The organism is Neorhizobium huautlense, assembly GCF_030811685.1.
In the GTDB taxonomy this organism is placed as follows: Bacteria; Pseudomonadota; Alphaproteobacteria; order Rhizobiales; family Rhizobiaceae; genus Neorhizobium; species Neorhizobium huautlense_A.
Genome location: NZ_JAUSRF010000004.1, coordinates 190088 through 206350, shown reverse-complemented (window position 1 = coordinate 206350; position 16263 = coordinate 190088). Strand labels below are relative to the sequence as shown.

General features: G+C 60.2%; 14 protein-coding genes and 1 other RNA gene. 8 read left to right on the top strand and 7 right to left on the bottom strand.

The window, feature by feature from the left end; all coding sequences use genetic code 11:
- The first annotated feature begins 19 nt into the window (after positions 1 to 19).
- The gene (locus J2T09_RS07640; protein ID WP_373458395.1) at positions 20 to 3727 is read left to right on the top strand and encodes an AsmA family protein; all 3708 of its coding nucleotides are present in this window, start codon (positions 20 to 22) and stop codon (positions 3725 to 3727) included.
- A 26-nt stretch (positions 3728 to 3753) separates the two neighbouring features.
- Here J2T09_RS07640 and J2T09_RS07635 read toward each other — a convergent pair whose 3' ends face one another.
- From J2T09_RS07635 to ssrA, 4 genes are all read right to left on the bottom strand, one after another.
- Positions 3754 to 3969, bottom strand: coding sequence for a ribbon-helix-helix domain-containing protein (locus tag J2T09_RS07635; RefSeq protein ID WP_306832872.1), 216 nt, complete (start codon positions 3967 to 3969; stop codon positions 3754 to 3756).
- A 372-nt stretch (positions 3970 to 4341) separates the two neighbouring features.
- Positions 4342 to 4533 (bottom strand): DUF4169 family protein, encoded by a 192-nt coding sequence (locus J2T09_RS07630; RefSeq protein WP_306832871.1) that lies wholly within the window; start codon positions 4531 to 4533, stop codon positions 4342 to 4344.
- 37 nt (positions 4534 to 4570) lie between these two features.
- Entirely contained in the window at positions 4571 to 5089 is a 519-nt protein-coding gene (locus J2T09_RS07625) for an SspB family protein (protein WP_306833224.1), read from the bottom strand.
- Positions 5090 to 5249: 160 nt separating this feature from the next.
- Positions 5250 to 5617, bottom strand: a transfer-messenger RNA (tmRNA) gene (ssrA, locus tag J2T09_RS07620).
- Positions 5618 to 5734: 117 nt separating this feature from the next.
- Here ssrA and J2T09_RS07615 point away from each other — a divergent pair.
- From J2T09_RS07615 to J2T09_RS07590, 6 genes are all read left to right on the top strand, one after another.
- Complete coding sequence (locus J2T09_RS07615; protein ID WP_306832869.1) at positions 5735 to 6529, top strand: thymidylate synthase; 795 nt, start codon at positions 5735 to 5737, stop codon at positions 6527 to 6529.
- Positions 6526 to 7044 carry a dihydrofolate reductase gene (locus J2T09_RS07610; protein ID WP_306832866.1) on the top strand — a complete coding sequence of 173 codons (519 nt, stop codon included), beginning with the start codon at positions 6526 to 6528 and terminating at the stop codon, positions 7042 to 7044. Before J2T09_RS07615 ends, J2T09_RS07610 begins: the two co-directional genes overlap by 4 nt.
- 187 nt (positions 7045 to 7231) lie before the next feature.
- The gene (gene hflK, locus J2T09_RS07605) at positions 7232 to 8368 is read left to right on the top strand and encodes an FtsH protease activity modulator HflK (protein WP_306832863.1); all 1137 of its coding nucleotides are present in this window, start codon (positions 7232 to 7234) and stop codon (positions 8366 to 8368) included.
- Complete coding sequence (gene hflC / locus J2T09_RS07600) at positions 8368 to 9333, top strand: protease modulator HflC (protein WP_306832860.1); 966 nt, start codon at positions 8368 to 8370, stop codon at positions 9331 to 9333. The genes hflK and hflC overlap by 1 nt, the downstream gene beginning before the upstream one ends.
- 168 nt (positions 9334 to 9501) lie before the next feature.
- On the top strand, positions 9502 to 11094 hold the full coding sequence (locus tag J2T09_RS07595) for a Do family serine endopeptidase (RefSeq protein WP_306832858.1): 1593 nt from the start codon (positions 9502 to 9504) through the stop codon (positions 11092 to 11094).
- A 73-nt stretch (positions 11095 to 11167) separates the two neighbouring features.
- The gene (locus tag J2T09_RS07590) at positions 11168 to 11563 is read left to right on the top strand and encodes a hypothetical protein (RefSeq protein WP_306832855.1); all 396 of its coding nucleotides are present in this window, start codon (positions 11168 to 11170) and stop codon (positions 11561 to 11563) included.
- 25 nt (positions 11564 to 11588) lie between these two features.
- Here J2T09_RS07590 and J2T09_RS07585 read toward each other — a convergent pair whose 3' ends face one another.
- Positions 11589 to 12155, bottom strand: a complete 567-nt coding sequence (locus J2T09_RS07585) for a GNAT family N-acetyltransferase (RefSeq protein ID WP_306832853.1) — start codon at positions 12153 to 12155, stop codon at positions 11589 to 11591.
- Positions 12156 to 12183: 28 nt separating this feature from the next.
- Positions 12184 to 13077, bottom strand: a complete 894-nt coding sequence (serB, locus tag J2T09_RS07580; protein WP_306832851.1) for a phosphoserine phosphatase SerB — start codon at positions 13075 to 13077, stop codon at positions 12184 to 12186.
- Between serB and miaA the strand changes: the two genes are divergently transcribed.
- Positions 13076 to 13996 (top strand): tRNA (adenosine(37)-N6)-dimethylallyltransferase MiaA, encoded by a 921-nt coding sequence (miaA, locus tag J2T09_RS07575; protein WP_306833222.1) that lies wholly within the window; start codon positions 13076 to 13078, stop codon positions 13994 to 13996. The genes serB and miaA overlap by 2 nt on opposite strands.
- Positions 13997 to 14011: 15 nt before the next feature.
- On the opposite strand, the gene J2T09_RS07570 is transcribed toward miaA, so the two are convergent.
- Positions 14012 to 16093: an ATP-binding protein gene (locus tag J2T09_RS07570; protein WP_373458394.1), complete on the bottom strand. Its 2082-nt coding sequence runs from the start codon at positions 16091 to 16093 to the stop codon at positions 14012 to 14014.
- Positions 16094 to 16263: the final 170 nt, after the last annotated feature.

The following is a 16263-nucleotide window of genomic DNA, read 5'->3' as shown; positions in this document are numbered from 1 at the left end:
ATAGGGGAGACGACAGGCAGTGCTCGGACGGTTGATGCTCTTCCTCGGTGGGCTTGTGGTCGTGGCTTTGTTCACGGCTCTGTTCGCGCCGTTTTTCCTCGATTGGTCGAGCTTTCGCACCGAGTTCGAAAATCAGGCGAGCCGCATTCTCGGCAAGAAGGTCACCGTCCACGGCAATGTCGATGCCCGCATTCTGCCGTTTCCGTCTGTCACCATGCATGACGTGCGCATTGGCCGCGATACCGATGGTACGCCGCAGGTTCAGGCGGCCGAATTTTCCATGGACATGGAGCTTGCGCCTTTCATGTCCGGTGAGGCGCGCATTTTCGATATGCGCATCGTGCGCCCCAAGGCACGCATTCGCGTGCTGCCGGATGGTACGCTGGACTGGACGCGTGGCAGTAGCCCCGTCATTCCGGCCCGCAATGTCGTCCTGGAAGACGTGCACATCACCGATGCCGAGATCGAATTCATAGACGAACAGACCGGTCGCACCCGCCGCCTGACGGCTTTTAACGCCGATATGGCCGCGGCCTCGCTGGCCGGCCCGTGGCGCGCCGATGGCACTGCCAATCTCGACGGTTACGATGCGCGTTTCAATTTTTCGAGCGGCGAGCCGGATGCAGCAGCCGGCACGGTGCCGCTGCGCCTGCGTCTCTGGCCCGATCTCCAGCCGATCGAACTGCAGCTTGATGGCGCGCTGGCGGTCAAGGAAGGCCGCGCGGGTTATGACGGCGCCTTCAATCTCGTGACATTGGCCGAAGAGACCGAGGAGGAGCCGGTCAGTCTGCCACCGCCCGGTCCGCGCGTGCGTGGCCGTTTCGAACTCACCAATGACCGTATCCGCATTCCGGAATACCGGCTGGAACTGGGCGCTGCCGATAATCCCTATGTGACCACCGGCGAAGCGACGCTCGATACCGGTGAAAACCCGGAATTCCTGCTCACCGGCGACGGCCAGCAGATCGATGTCAACCGTTTGACGCAGGATGAGGCCGGCGGCAAGACTGCCCGCAATCCCGCCGTCTCGGCGCAACGGCGCCTGAATGCGCTGATCCGCATGGCGGCTGCCATTCCGATCCCGCAGGTGCCGGGCAAGGTGTCATTGAGCCTACCCGCTATCGTTCTCAACGACACGACCATGCGCGATATCCATCTCGACCTGCGACCGGCAGGCCAGGGCTGGGCGGTCGACAATGTTGTGGCCACACTTCCCGGTCGCACCCGTGTAGAGGCCAGGGGCAGCCTGCAGCTTGTCGGCAAGGCCGCCTTTTCCGGGGATATGCTGCTGGCTTCCAACCAGCCTTCGGGTCTCGCCGACTGGCTGTCCGGTAAGGTCGATCCCGCCATTCGTCGGCTGAGTTCGGCCGGTTTTTCCGCAAAGGTCGATCTCACCACCGAACGCCAGCGTTTCGAAGGTCTGGAACTGGCCATCGGCAACGCGACGCTCACCGGCAATCTCGAACGCCAGTCCATTCCCGACCAGACACCGAGCCTGACAGTCGATCTTGCCGGCAATGAGATCGATATCGACGCGATGCGGGCGCTCGGCTCGCTGTTGACGGGCGACGATGCCGGCCGCGACGTGCTCGATCACAAGCTGTCCGGCACTTTACGAGCCGATCGTTTCAACGCCTTTGGCGTGGCTGCCGAAAAAGTCGATACCAGTTTTGCTTTTGCCGATGGTGCGCTGTCGCTGGAAAAGCTGGCGGTCGGCAATATTGCCGGTGCCGAAATTGCCGCCAGCGGCCGGTTCGAAGGTTCGCTTCTCGCCTATACCGGCAACGGCACTGTTTCGCTGAAATCCTCCGATCCGGAACCGTTTCTTGCAATGTTGCGCGATCGTCTGCCACGCAATCCGGCGCTGACCCGTCTGGCGGCCAGCGCCGGCTGGTATGCGCAAACCGATCTCAAGGCCGATGTTACGGTCGGCGGCAATATCAACGGTATTGCCGCCAATCTCTCCGGCAGCAGCAATGGCAGCCGCGTCACCGGCGATATCCGCCTGCCCAATCTGCTCGACCTGACGGGCAGCGATACATTCGATGTGAAAGCTACGCTGGAAAATCCGAATGCCGCGACCCTCTTCGGTCAGGCCGGCCTTGATCCGTTGCCCTTCGATGTCGAGGGCGACGGTCGCCTGACCCTGAGCGTCGCCGGCAGCGGTGACAAGCCTGCCAATATCGATCTGGCCTACGCCGCCGGTGGTACGCATATGTCCGCAAAGGGTGCGGTCAATCTTGTCGATCCCGGTTTCGGCAACGGCCAACTGAAGTTTTCTTTCGAGAGCCCGGATCTGGAACAGTATCTGCTGATGACCGGTATCGGTCTGCCGCAATTCGGCGCCGGCCTGCCGGCAAAACTGTCGGCCGATCTGGCGCTTAACGCCGAGGCCATCACGGTTTCCGGTCTGGAAGGCACGCTCGCCGGCAATACATTGAATGGCGAAATCCGGCTTGATCGCAGCACGCCGTCGCTTGCCGCAAGCGGCAGGCTTGCCATCGACACGCTCGATCTCGCCTGGCTCGGGGAGGCCATCTATGGCCCGCTCACCGATGCCGAAACCGGCGCGCTGACGACCAAGGATTTTTCACTTCTCGTCTTCGGCGGCACCGATGCAGTGCTGGATGTGGCGGCCAAAACCCTGCGCACCGATTTTACCGCACCGGTCACTGAATTTTCGGGTCGCATCACCCATCGCGGCGGCAATCTCACCGTCGAAAATCTCGCCGGCACATGGAATGGCGGCAAGCTCGGTGGACGGTTGATGATGTCGAACGGGCAGGGCGTCGGCATTTTCCAGACCCGCCTGACGTTGGAAGGTGGCAATCTCGCGCCGCTTCTCTGGCAGGCAGAAAACGGTGCACCGGTCGCGACCGGCGGCATCGGCTTCGATCTGGTTGCCGAGGCCACGGCCAAGAGCGTTGCCGATCTTATGGGCTCGGCCAGCGGTTCCGGTCAGGTCCGTCTTTCGAATGTCACGGTCAATGGCCTCAACCCCGGCCTGCTGCCGCCGCTTCTTGCACAGGCGGATGGCATCAAGGGCGAGGTGACTGCTGCCAAGGTCCGGCCTCTCGTGGCGGGCCTTGTCCATGCCGGTCAGGCCCGCATCGGTGATGTCGCCATACCCTTCACCATGAGTGATGGCGAAGCCCGCGCCCAGAATATCGCCGCTGTCGATGGCGCGACAAAACTCAACGGCGCGCTGCGGCTGAATTTCGCCGAAAGCGCGTTGGCGGGCGAAATCGCTATCGGTTTCGATGCCGGTGAGGAGTCGCTGGCGGGTGGTGATGCTGCCTTGAAGCTCGTCTATTCCGGCGATCTTTCCGCGCCGCACGAAACCATCGACGTTGCCGACATGAGCAACTTCCTCTCCATGCGCGCCTTTGAGAAGGAACGCCGCCGCGTCGAAACCCTGCAGGCAAGCGTGCTTGAAAAACAGCGCCTGCGCCGCGAGGCGGCACTTTATTCCTTCCGCGAAAACGAACGCCGAATCGCCCGCGAAAAAGCCGAGGCTGAGGAAAAGGTACGACTGGAAGAGGAAGCCCGTCTTGCGGCCGAACAGGAGCAGCGGCGTCTGGACGAGGAAAAGGCTGCCGAGGAACGCCGCCGTCGTGAGGCGGCGGAGCCTCGCCTGATACTTCCGCCAGCCGATGGTGGCAGCGGCACACCGACGCTGGATTTCAACACTCAGGATTTCCAGAGCCTGCCGGGCGTACAGCAGTAATTTCGCGCCTTAAGGTCAGGCGGATATCAGGCCGTATCGCCCTTGAGGTGCCGCAGCACATGCACACGCAGTGCCGAAGACAGATTGCTCTCGGCGTCGCGGCCATCATCGATTTCGGCGATCAACCCGGCAACGCTTTTCTGGCGCGCGACCGCGATCGTCTTGAGTTCGCTCCAGAACTCGTCTTCCAGCGTAAAACTGGTGCGGTGCCCGTGCAGGGTCGCGGAATGTTTGCGGATCATGGCATCGTACTCGCACACGAGACTGATCGTATCGGCATGTTAGAGCGGTTCATTGTTAAATGGAACCAGTTCTGCCGGAGCAGGTTTTCGTCGGGGCAGTGGCGATTGGCGAAGTGCATACCCGAAGGTACGTGCGAGCCGATCGCCGCTGATCCCGGCGGAAAGATGCCCGGCCCAAGTGGTTCGCAAGCGAACCACCGGGGTTGGCTGAAACGGGCCGTCTGATCGCATGGCCGGCTTGGCCGTATGCTTTGGCTACGACGCGCGCCGGCCATGCGACCATCCAATCCCGTTTGAGCCAACAGAACTGATTCCATTTAGCAATGAACCGCTCTAAGCAGGTGAGGTAACGTAACGTCAGTGACGCCGAAATCAGGCGCCGTCTTCGGGCTTATCCAGTTTTTTCTGGTCGAGCGTGCGCTCGGCCTTGTCGTTCAGCGCCTTGGTCAGCGTCTTTTCGTTTTTCGTCCGGCCAAAAGTCAGGCGGTTCTGCTCCGCCTGACTTTCCTTTTCCGACCGGGCCTTGGTCTTGCGGAACTGACGCAGATTGACGATGTCGGCCATATGCGTGCTCCCCGGATCGGCCTGGTGGCCGATCAACTCAGTGCTTCTTGCGGAACGAGTCCAGCGAGACGACGGAACCTTCTTTTTTCGGCTCGTCGGATTTTTCTTCCGTATCGGCTTCCACAGCCGGCTTGGAAGCGGCGTCGACCGGATAGGCGGTGATTTCCGCGCCGGTTTCGTTTTCGTCCTCGTCGGCCATCGGAACCTCGAACTCGAGCTCGAAATTCACCGACGGGTCGTAGAAACCACGGATGGCGTTGAACGGGATGACGAGACGTTCAGGCGTGTCGGAGAAGGAAAGGCCGATCTCGAACTGGGTGTCGTTGACCTTGAGGTCCCAGAACTGGTGCTGGACGACGATGGTCATCTGCTCGGCATATTTCTGCTTGAGGTGCTGCGAAATGCGCACGCCCGGCGCGCCGGTCAGGAAGGTGATGAAGAAGTGGTGCTCACCGGGAAGCCGGCCGGTCGTGGCGACTTCGGACAGAACCTTGCGGATGACGCCACGCAGTGCGTCCTGCGCCAGAATATCGTAGCGGATATGATCCTGCCCCATCGGCCTGTCTTCCATTCGTTGTCGTCTTTTCTCAATCGGTTGCGTTCGCCCGTTATAGGGCAGGGCAGGGTTGGGGAAAAGCCCCCGCCCGTTTTCGATTCCGGGCATTCTACAAAATTTCAGGGGTCAGGAGAAGCAGGTCTTCGACGGGAAAGGTTTAGGTGGAGGTTTCTGTTGCCAGGTACCTCCGAACCCCGCCTTACGGGGCTAACCGTAAGGACTTAGAGCGGAATTCCCGCACCGCCATTAGGCAGCGAGAGCGTATTCCTTAGCGTTGTTGTCGTTTGCAACTACACTTGTGACCCGATAACGGCGGTATCATGCCGAGCAAAAGTACGATCTTTACGCCCTTGTCGATCCTATTTCGCCCCCATCAAAAGCCGGTCAAATCGACCGACCGGTTTTTGGTGGAGGCGCCGGGTACCGCCCCCGGGTCCAATAGGTTTATTACACCGACCATTTATCGCCATATCCGGACCGAAGTCCGGCACGGCTGATATAGGGGTTCGCGAGCCCGTTGAAAAGAGGTCTTGTCGTCTTGCCGTGATGATCGTGGAAAAGCTGCCGTGCATCCCTTAGAATGATTGGTATGGGGCAAGCGTGCTATTATGTAGGTGAAAACTTCAGGAATCGGCGGCTATACCCATGAAACAATATCTCGACCTTCTCCGGCATGTCATGGAAACCGGCAGCGACCGTGGTGATCGCACCGGCACAGGCACGCGTTCGGTGTTCGGGTATCAGATGCGTTTCGATCTGGCGGATGGCTTTCCGGTTTTGACAACTAAGAAACTGCACCTGAAGTCGATCATCCACGAACTGCTGTGGTTCCTGCAGGGCGATACCAATATCGCCTACCTGAAGGAAAACGGGGTGCGCATCTGGGACGAGTGGGCCGATGAGAACGGCAATCTCGGCCCGGTCTACGGTTATCAGTGGCGGTCCTGGCCAAAGCCGGATGGCGGCCATGTCGACCAGATCAGGAACCTGATCGAAGGCCTGAAGACAAACCCGAATTCCCGCCGCCACATCGTGTCCGCCTGGAACCCGGCGCTGGTGGACGAGATGGCGCTGCCGCCATGCCACTGCCTGTTCCAATTCTATGTGTCGGACGGAAAACTGTCCTGCCAGCTCTATCAGCGCTCCGGCGATATTTTTTTGGGGATCCCATTCAACATCGCTTCCTACGCGCTTTTGACGCTGATGGTGGCGCAGGTCGTCGGCCTGAAGCCGGGCGAGTTCATCCACACGCTGGGTGATGCCCATATCTATTCGAACCATTTCGAGCAGGCCGAATTGCAGATGACACGCAGTCCGAAGGCGCTGCCGACCATGCGCATCAATCCCGATGTGAAGGACATTTTTGGCTTCACATTCGAGGATTTTACGCTCGAGAATTACGAGGCCGACGCGCATATCAAGGCGCAGGTGGCGGTGTGACGAAACATCCGATTTCCATCGTCGTCGCTTTTGCCAAAAACGGCGTGATCGGCCGGGACGGCGACATGCCGTGGAAATTGTCGACCGACCTCAAGCGCTTCAAGGCACTGACCCTGGGCAATCCCGTTGTCGTTGGTCGCAAGACGCTCGAATCCTTTGGTGGAAAGCCGCTGCCCGGCAGGCCGCATGTCGTGGTCACCCGCAATGCCGATTTTATCGTCGAGGGTGCCGAGACGGCGACCTCTCTCACGGATGCATTGAAACGGGCAGACGAAATCGCGTCCGCGACCAGTGCCACGGAGGTCGCCGTCATCGGTGGTGGCGAGATCTACCGGCAGGCGATCGAGCTCGCCGACATTCTCCATGTCACCCATGTCGAGGCTGAAATCGCCGATGGCGACACGTTCTTTCCGGCTATCGATCCTGATGTGTTCGAAAAGGGCGAGGAGCTTTTTGTGCCCGCCGGCGAGAAGGACAATTACCCCACCCGTTTTGTGACCTATCGCCGCAGATAGGTTGTGCTTTGTAGGGTTTCGTTTTCGAAATCGTCTCAAAGCGTTGCGAAACCTGCCCTGAACACCGGGAAGTTATTGGACGCGCGTTGAAACCGCGTGTTGCGAACCCTATAACGGGCTAGATCGGGAAATGTGCGGGGGAATTCGCGCGCCACCGGCATTGGAAGATACCAACAAAGAGGTTTTGATGCCCTGGAGCAATCAGAATGGCGGCGGCCCCTGGGGGGGCGGCGGCGGAAATAACAACGGAAATAACCAAGGCGGTCCTTGGGGGCAGGGACCGAACAAACCGCGCGGTGGCGGCGGTGGAAACGGTGGCGGCAATGGCGGCCCGCCTGATCTCGAAGACCTGATCCGGCGCAGCCAGGACCGGCTGCGTGGCGTCATGCCCGGCGGTTTCAATGGTGGCGTATTTGCCATCCTGGCGCTGGTGATCGTCGCCTTCGTGGTGTTCCAGTCCTTCTACACGGTTCAGCCGAACGAACGTGCTGTCGAATTGCGCTTTGGCGTGCCGAAGCAGGAAGTATCCGGACAGGGTCTGCACTTCCATTTCTGGCCGATCGAGACGGTTGAAATCGTTCAGATCACCGAACAGCAGCAGACGATCGGCGCGCGCTCGACGACCAATTCGAATGCCGGCTGGATGCTGACCGGCGATACGAACATCGTCAACGTGCAGTTCTCCGTTCTCTACACCGTCACCGATCCGGTGGCCTATCTCTTCAAGCTGGAAACGCCGGGTGAGACGCTTTCGCAGGTCGCTGACAGCGCCATGCGTGAAGTCGTTGGCCGTCGTCCCGCGCAGGATATTTTCCGTGACGACCGTGCCGGTATTTCCGTGCAGGTCCTCAACATCATCCAGGATACGCTGAACCGCTACGGCGCGGGCATTACGATCAATGCCGTTCCGATCGAGGATGCATCACCGCCGCGTGAAGTCGCCGATGCCTTCGAAGAAGTGCAGCGTGCCGAGCAGGACGAGGACCGCCTGGTCGAGGAAGCCAACCGTTACGCCAACCAGAAGCTTGGTGGCGCACGCGGTCAGGCCGCGCAGGTTCGCGAAGAGGCCGCTGCCTATCGTGACCGTGTCGTCAACGAGGCGACGGGTGAAGCGCAGCGCTTCGTATCGATCTATGACCAGTACAAGAACGCGCCTGATGTAACCCGTCAGCGTATCTTCCTGGAAACCATGGAGGGTGTTCTGAAGAACTCCAACAAGGTGATCATCGAGAATGGCCAGGGCGTTGTGCCTTATCTGCCGCTCAATGAACTCACGAGACAGCCGGCTGGTGCCGCGGCTGCCGCGCAGCAGGGGGCAAACTGATGGTTTCGAACAAGTTGCCCGCTTTCCTGATCGCTTTCGGCGTTCTGCTTTTCATCCTCTATTCGTCGGTTTTCGTCGTCAACGAACGCGAACAGGCGATCGTGATCCGCTTCGGTGAGATCCAGTCCGTGAAGTCGGAGCCGGGTCTTTACTTCAAGCTGCCGTTCGCCATGGCGAATGCCGACCGTGTCGTTTACGTCGAAGACCGCGCCCTGCGTTTCGACCTCGACAATATCCGCGTTCAGGTTCGCGGCGGTGCCTTCTATGATGTCGACGCTTTTGTCGTCTATCGCATCGAGGACCCGCGCCTCTTCATGCAGATGGCATCCGGTGAACGCGCCAATGCAGAGCGCCTGCTGCGCACCCGTCTCGATGCCGGCCTGCGCCGCGTCTACGGTCTGCGCAGCTTCAATGCCGCGCTTTCCGACGAACGCGTTGCGATGATGACCGACGTGCATGACGATCTGAACACCGCAGCGACCACGCTCGGCATCAAAATCCAGGACGTTCGTATTCGCCGCACCGACCTGACGCAGGACGTCTCGCGTCAGACCTTCGAGCGCATGAAGGCGGAACGTCTGGCGGAAGCCGAACTGATCCGTGCCCGAGGTAACGAAGAAGGCCAGCGCCGTCGCGCCGTCGCCGACCGTCAGGTGATCGAGCTTGTCTCGGAAGCCGGTCGCGATTCGGAAATCATCCGAGGCGAGGGCGATGCCGAGCGTAACCGTATCTTCGGCGAGGCTTTCTCGCGCGATCAGGACTTCTTCGAGTTCTATCGTTCGATGCGCGCTTATGAGGCCTCGATGAGCGGCACCGGCACGACCATGGTCCTGTCGCCCGATTCGCAGTTCTTCCGGTTCTTCTCGAACCCGAACGGCAATGCCAATCAGGGCCAGGGACCGGTTCGCACGGCGCCTGCGGCACCAGCCGCCGGTGGCCAGACGACGGCTCCCGCCAACAACTGATGGCACGGAACTGACAATTGAAGGGGCGGCTTTCGGGCCGCCCCTTTCGTTTGGGTACACTGTTCATGGGGATGGAGCGCGCTATGTCACGAAAAGGTAATTTCCCCGGTCTTCATTCCGCCTTATGCTTCTGTTCCAGATAAGTCGGGTTCCTTAGCGAGGATATAGATGGCTCGTTCCTTTCGATCGTCGTTGAAACGATCCGCAGCGGCCGGCGCCGCATTCGTCATGCTTTCGGGCGCCGTTGCCACGCCGTCGGTTGCGTGGGCGCAGGCACAGGCCGCACAGGCAAATTCTCCGCTCGCTCCGCCACCAGGTGCCGGGCCGGCTTCCGTTGCCGATCTGGCGGAAGGCCTGCTGGATGCCGTCGTGAACATTTCGACCTCGCAGAGCGTCAAGAACGAAGGCGAGGGACCGCAGAAGCCGGTTGCGCCCGATGGTTCGCCCTTCCAGGAGTTTTTCAACGACTTCTTTGACGGCGAAGGCAAGGATCAGGGCAACCGCAAGGTCAATTCGCTCGGCTCCGGTTTTGTCATCGACCCGACCGGTTTCGTGGTCACGAATAACCACGTCATCGAAGGTGCCGACGATATCGAAGTGGTCTTTCCGAACGGCGATAAGCTGAAGGCAAAGCTGATCGGCACCGATACCAAGACCGATCTTTCGGTCCTGAAAGTCGAACCGAAGAAGCCGCTGAAAGCCGTGCGTTTCGGCGATTCGCGCAAAATGCGGATCGGCGACTGGGTGATGGCCATCGGCAACCCGTTCGGCCTTGGCGGCTCGGTGACGCTCGGCATCATTTCGGCGCGGGGCCGTAACATCAACGCCGGCCCTTACGACAACTTCATCCAGACGGATGCGTCCATCAACAAGGGCAATTCCGGTGGTCCGCTGTTCAACACCAAGGGTGAGGTCATCGGTATCAACACGGCGATCATCTCGCCGAGCGGCGGCTCGATCGGTATCGGTTTTGCCGTGCCGACGGAGCTTGCGGAAAACATCGTCAAGCAGCTGATCGAGTTCGGCGAAACCCGCCGCGGCTGGCTCGGCGTGCGCATCCAGCCGGTGACGGATGATGTTTCATCCAGCCTTGGGCTAACGAGCGCACAGGGTGCTCTGGTGTCCGGCGTCATCAAGGGCGGGCCGGTCGACAATGGCACGATCAAGGCCGGCGACGTCATCCTCACGTTCGATGGCAAACCGGTCAAGGAAATGCGCGATCTGCCGCTGGCGGTGGCGGAAAGCCCGGTCGGCAAGGCGGTTGATGTCGTCATCATGCGCGATGGCAAGGAACAGACGGTCAAGGTGACGCTCGGTCAGCTGGAAGACAGCGCAGAGCCAGAGGAAAACGCCGGCCAGCCGGTCCTGCCGGAAGGCGAGGGCGAGGATATGGAGCCGGACAGTGACACGGCCGAAAATCAGGCGCCGGATGTGAAGCCGCCTGAAGACACTGACGCCGTGGCTCCCAGCAGTCTTGGTCTGGCGCTTTCGTCTCTGGGCGAAGATCAGCGCAAGAGCTTTGGTATCGGTGCCGCCGTCAACGGTGTGGTGATCACAGCCGTGGAGCCCAACACCGCCGCAGCCGAAAAAGGCCTGAAGGCTGGTGAAGTGATCGTCGAAGTCGGTCAGGATCAGGTGAAGAGCCCGGAGGACGTGACCAAGCGCGTGCAGTCGCTCAAAAGCGAGGGACGCCGTTTTGCCCATATGATGGTGTCGGGCGCCAATGGCGAGCTGCGCATTGTCGCGGTGCCGCTGGATTAGTGATCGGGCGTTCGTTCGTTTGTTCGACGCGTTAGGCAAAATCAGATTTGCACAGAAACAAAGGCTTCTGGTCTTGGCTTCCGCCTTGATCTTGATGGCTGTACCAGACTCGGCCTTGTCTCAAAAACAAGATGGGGCTGAGTTTACTGTTCGGTTTGGTGTTCTGTTTGAAAATGAAGAGCCTCTGGCAGGCAGTGTAACCTGCCGCGCGGACGAGACCTGTCTGCTGTTTCAGCACGGCATGTTGCGGGTTGAAATTCTTGCTGGTGAAAAACCGCATCGCCGCACCGTTTTCAAGGAGTTGACCGTCAGTTGCTCCGGCGGTTGCTCGTTTGCGGGCGGGCGCTCAAAACGTTCGTTTTCATCGGAACGGCAATTTGAGTTTTTTAAGGGATCTGATTCCCTGCAGATTCCTCTGGTGATGAAGCAAAGGCAGAAACTCGGCGAGATATTGCTGACCTTCCCGTGAGTGCGCCGGCCCGTCCTGTCGCCATTCAGATGGCTTGCTTCGAGCGCCACAACTCGGCCGCGGCCGCATACACCACATGATCTTGCAGATGCGGATGTGTATCCGGCACGCGCGGATGCTTGAAATCCAGCCATGGCTGGCGTTGCATGCCGATGCGTTCCATGACCGCCGTCGAGCGGCGGTTTTCGGCAACCGCGAAGGAAACCACCGCCTTCATGCCGCGCTTTACCAGCGCTTCTTCCAGCAAGGCCAGCGATGCTTCCGTCACATAGCCGTTGCCCCAGTAGCGGGTGGCGAGCCGCCAGCCGATCTCCACCATGCCGTCGGGGAAGATTTCGGGGAGATTGGTGGGCGATAGGCCGCAAAATCCCATCGGTTCACCGGTTTCCTTCAACGCCATCGCATAAAAACCGATTCCGGTGTCGGTGATCATGCCGTTGAGCTTTTCGAGGACCGCATCGGCTTCCTCATAGGTGCGGCGGAACGGAAAAAACTCCATCACTTTCGGATCGGCATTGATCTCGCGAAACAGATCGCGATCGGAGGGCCGCCAGTTGCGGAGGATGAGGCGTTCGGTCTCCAGAATGATCACGTTCGCCTCCCAGGCTCCGGTTTCCTGCTCAGCCGACCGGCGCGAAATCGGTTTTGCGATAACCCTGGATATAAAGAAGGGCCGTCAGATCGCCGTGGTCGATGCGCATTTTTGCCTGCGCTGCCACCGTGGGCTTGGCATGGAGAGCGACACCGGAGCCGGCAACGCCAAGCATGCCGAGATCGTTGGCGCCATCGCCGACGGCCATTGCCTCGTCCGGCGAGATTTTCAGTTTTTCGGCAAGGTCGAGCAATGCGTCGATCTTGGCCTGTTTGCCAAGGATCGGTTCGGCCACTTCGCCGGTTAGTACGCCGTCCTTTTCGATCAGGATGTTGGCGCGGTTTTCATCAAACCCGAGCGTGGCGGCAATGCGGCTGGTGAAGACGGTGAAACCACCGGAAACGAGGGCGCTGTAAAACCCCTTGGCCTTCATCGTGGCGATCAGCTGCGGGCCGCCGGAGGTGAGTGTGATGCGCTTGGCGATGACGTCGTCAACGACGGTGATCGGCAGGCCTTTCAAAAGCGCCACGCGTTCACGAAGAGCCGGTTCGAATTCGATTTCGCCGTTCATGGCGCGGGCTGTGATGGTCGCCACCTTGTCCTTCAGGCCCACTTCAGCTGCCAGCTCGTCGATGCATTCCTGGCCGATCATCGTCGAATCCATATCGGCGAGCAGGAGTTTCTTGCGACGCGTTTCGGCCTGCTGGACGACGAGATCGATCGGCTTGTCGGCAATCACGGCCCTGATGGCGGCTTCTGTGGCCGTGAGGTCGGCACCGTCCCTAAGGGCGAGATCACAGGCAATTCCGTCCGCCAGCCAGTAAAGGCCGGCGGCATTCGCGGCTTCTGCGGCCTGTTCGCCCAGCCCTGCGGTCAGAACGGGATTTGACGGATGGGCAATGAGCGTGGCAACGAAAGCCATGATGAACGACCTTGTGGACGATTTCGATGCGATCCTGATAACCGGGCCGACTGCCAGCGGCAAGTCGGCACTGGCGATCGCGCTTGCCAAACGACATGGCGGCGTGGTGATTAATGCCGACAGCATGCAGGTCTATGACACGCTGCGGGTGCTGACGGCGCGTCCCTCGGAAGAGGACATGGAAGGCGTGCCGCACCTGCTTTACGGGCATGTGCCGGCAATCAAGGCCTATTCGACCGGTGAATGGCTACGCGACGTCGAGCGCCTGCTGGGCGATCTGAAGTGCCAAGGAAAACTGCCGGTTCTGATCGGCGGCACCGGGCTTTATTTCAAGGCGCTGACCGGTGGTCTCTCGGACATGCCGTCGATTCCGGATGATTTGCGCGAATCGCTGCGCCAGCGTTTGGGCATCGAAGGCCCGGAAGCGCTGCATGCGGAATTGTCGAGACTTGACCCTGAAATGGCTCTCCGGCTGCAGGTGAAGGATGGGCAGCGCATCTTGCGCGCGCTGGAAACGCATCTTCATACCGGTCGTTCGATATCGTCTTTTCAGGAAACACGCGGGCCAATGATCGTCGATCCGGCGCGGGCGAAAAAGATTGTCGTTCTGCCGGAGCGACCCATCCTGCATGACCGGATCAACCGGCGTTTCGAAATCATGCTGGCGACGGGCGCCATCGAAGAGGTCCAGGCGCTGATGGCAATGCAGCCGGCGTCGGATCTGCCGGTGATGAAGGCGATCGGCGTCAACGAAATTGCCGAGATGAATGCCGGGCGCATGAGCCGCGACACGGTCATCGAGTGCGGCTCTGCGCTGACCCGTCAATATGCCAAACGCCAGATGACGTGGTTCAGAAACCAGATGGATGAGAGTTGGGAGCGTTGGCCGGGCCCGCACGGTCCAGCCGATATGACGTAAGGCCCTGACTCTGCGTCAGTCCTTGTCGTAAAGGCTGCTGAGCGGCTTTTTCAGCAGGCTTTCCCGGAACGATCCGGTGCCTTCCGGGCGCCCGAAGGCGGGGCGGGCGGGTTCGTTGCGGTTGCTCGTCCCATAATCGGGTGCGGCGTCGCGACGGAATTCGGTGAAGCGGGGCTGTCTTGCCGGTTCTGCATCACGCGGTGCGCGCGGCAGCATGTCCGGTCGATAGGGTTCGAGACCTTCGGCGGAGTGCTGGTGACCGGACTGGTGAGGCGCCAGTGGAGGCACATCGTCGGTGCGCATTTCACTATTCCAGCGCGCCAGCTCGACGTCACTGGCGCCATCATCGGCGTCATCGATGTAGCTATCCGCCTGTGACGGGGAAAAGCCCTGGCTGCTGACGTTGCGCTGGAAATTGCTGATGTCGGGGCCGGCGACCGAGCGCATGCGCGACACGACGGAACGCAGGTCGACGGTGTCGGGCGTCTCGTCATCGGAATGCTGGGCGGTGCTGACGCCGTTGGCTTTCGGCAGGTGGCTCTGGTCGACGCGGGTGAAGCGCATGCGCATCGGCACGGTGATGGCCTCGCCGAATGCGATGGCTTCGCCATTGCCGATCGACGACAGAAAACTGGTGGTCGAAACCGAAGAGTTCGGAATGGCCGAACGGATGATTTCCTGGTCCTTGTCGTTGGCAAGGCGCATGGCAAAAACCGTCGAGCACTGTGAAAGAATGGTCTGGTCGAGTTCGCCCGGACGCTGGGTGATGACGCCGAGCGAAACACCGTATTTACGGCCTTCCTTGGCGATACGGGCGATGGCCTGACGGGTCGGCACGAAGCCGAGTTCACGATCGGCCGGCACGTAACGGTGCGCCTCTTCGCAGACGACCAGCATGTGGATGGCGCCGTTGCTCCACAGCGCCAGTTCGAACGACATGCGGCAGAGGATCGAGGCGACGGAATTGACCACTTCCGACGGAATGCCGGCGAGCTGGAAGGTCGAGATCGGCCTATCTTCGCCGGGAATGCGGAAGATATGCGCGATCGTCTCCATGATCGTGTCTTGGATCGTGTTGTTGGAGAACATGAAGTGGTAGCGCGGGTCGTTGATGGCCGACGTCACGCGCATTTTCAGCGAACGCAGAACGGGCTTTTCGCTGCGGCCTTCAAGGCGGCCGATGCGTTCATCGATCAGCGCCAGCAGGTCGGCCATGCGGTATGGTACCGGCGTGTCGGCGGTGACGGAACTCTTTTCCGTCGTGCGGCGCATCAGCGAGTTTTCGCTGCCTCGAAATGCGCGTTTCGCCTCAGGGATGAGGTCGCGCAGGATATCGAGTTCCTCGGCGACGGGCGTGCGCCCACGGAAGACGACTTCGGCAAATTCTTCGAGCCGCATCAACCAGAAGGGCAGGTCGAGCGTATCTGTGTCGATGACGACCGCCTTTTCAGGGAAGGCGGCGGCGAATTCGTTGTGCGGATCGAGGATCAGGACGCGCAGTTTCGGATCGGCTTCGATGGCCTTGTTGAGCAGCAGCGAAACGGCGGTCGATTTACCGACGCCGGTGGAGCCGACGACGGCAAAGTGCTTGGACAGCATCGACGGAATATGGATGGTCGCGTCAATCGACTCGTCCTGTGTCAGCTTGCCGATGACGCAGCTTTCGCTCTGGCCGGTATCGTAGATGCGCACGAGGTCGGCCGAACGAATGCGGTGCGCGATCGCGCCGAGATAGGGGTAACGCGAAATGCCGCGCGAAAACTCTTCTCGACCGTCAGGGCTGACGCGGACTTCGCCCAGCAACTCGACCTCGATACGGAATTCGTTGTCTGCGCCGTCGATCCACTCGTTCTTGTCGGTGGACATCGAATAGGAGATGGCGACGACTCGATTGGTGCCGACGCTGATCGAAATCAGGCGGCCGATCGACCAGAGTTCGGTCAGGCCGGTTTCGCCGTTTTCAGCAACTGCCGCGATGGTGGCATGGGCGCCATTGCAGGCCACGATGCGTCCAAGCAGTCGATTGCCTGGTCTGTCGCCGTCGCGCCTTTCCTGCTCGCCGGCTGTCATCGCTTTCTGGAAGTCACTGTTACGCACTACTTGGCCCCTATTCTCTGGGTCGGGCTGAAACGAACGAGCTAATACTTGTGGGGTTAGCCCCCTTAATCTTGGGGGAGATTATCGCAAGCGGCTTAATAAGGTGTTTCAATAAGTTGTCGCATGCGAGCCGTCTGTTTCATCTTGCCGGCCCGGCTTGCCGCCGTTTT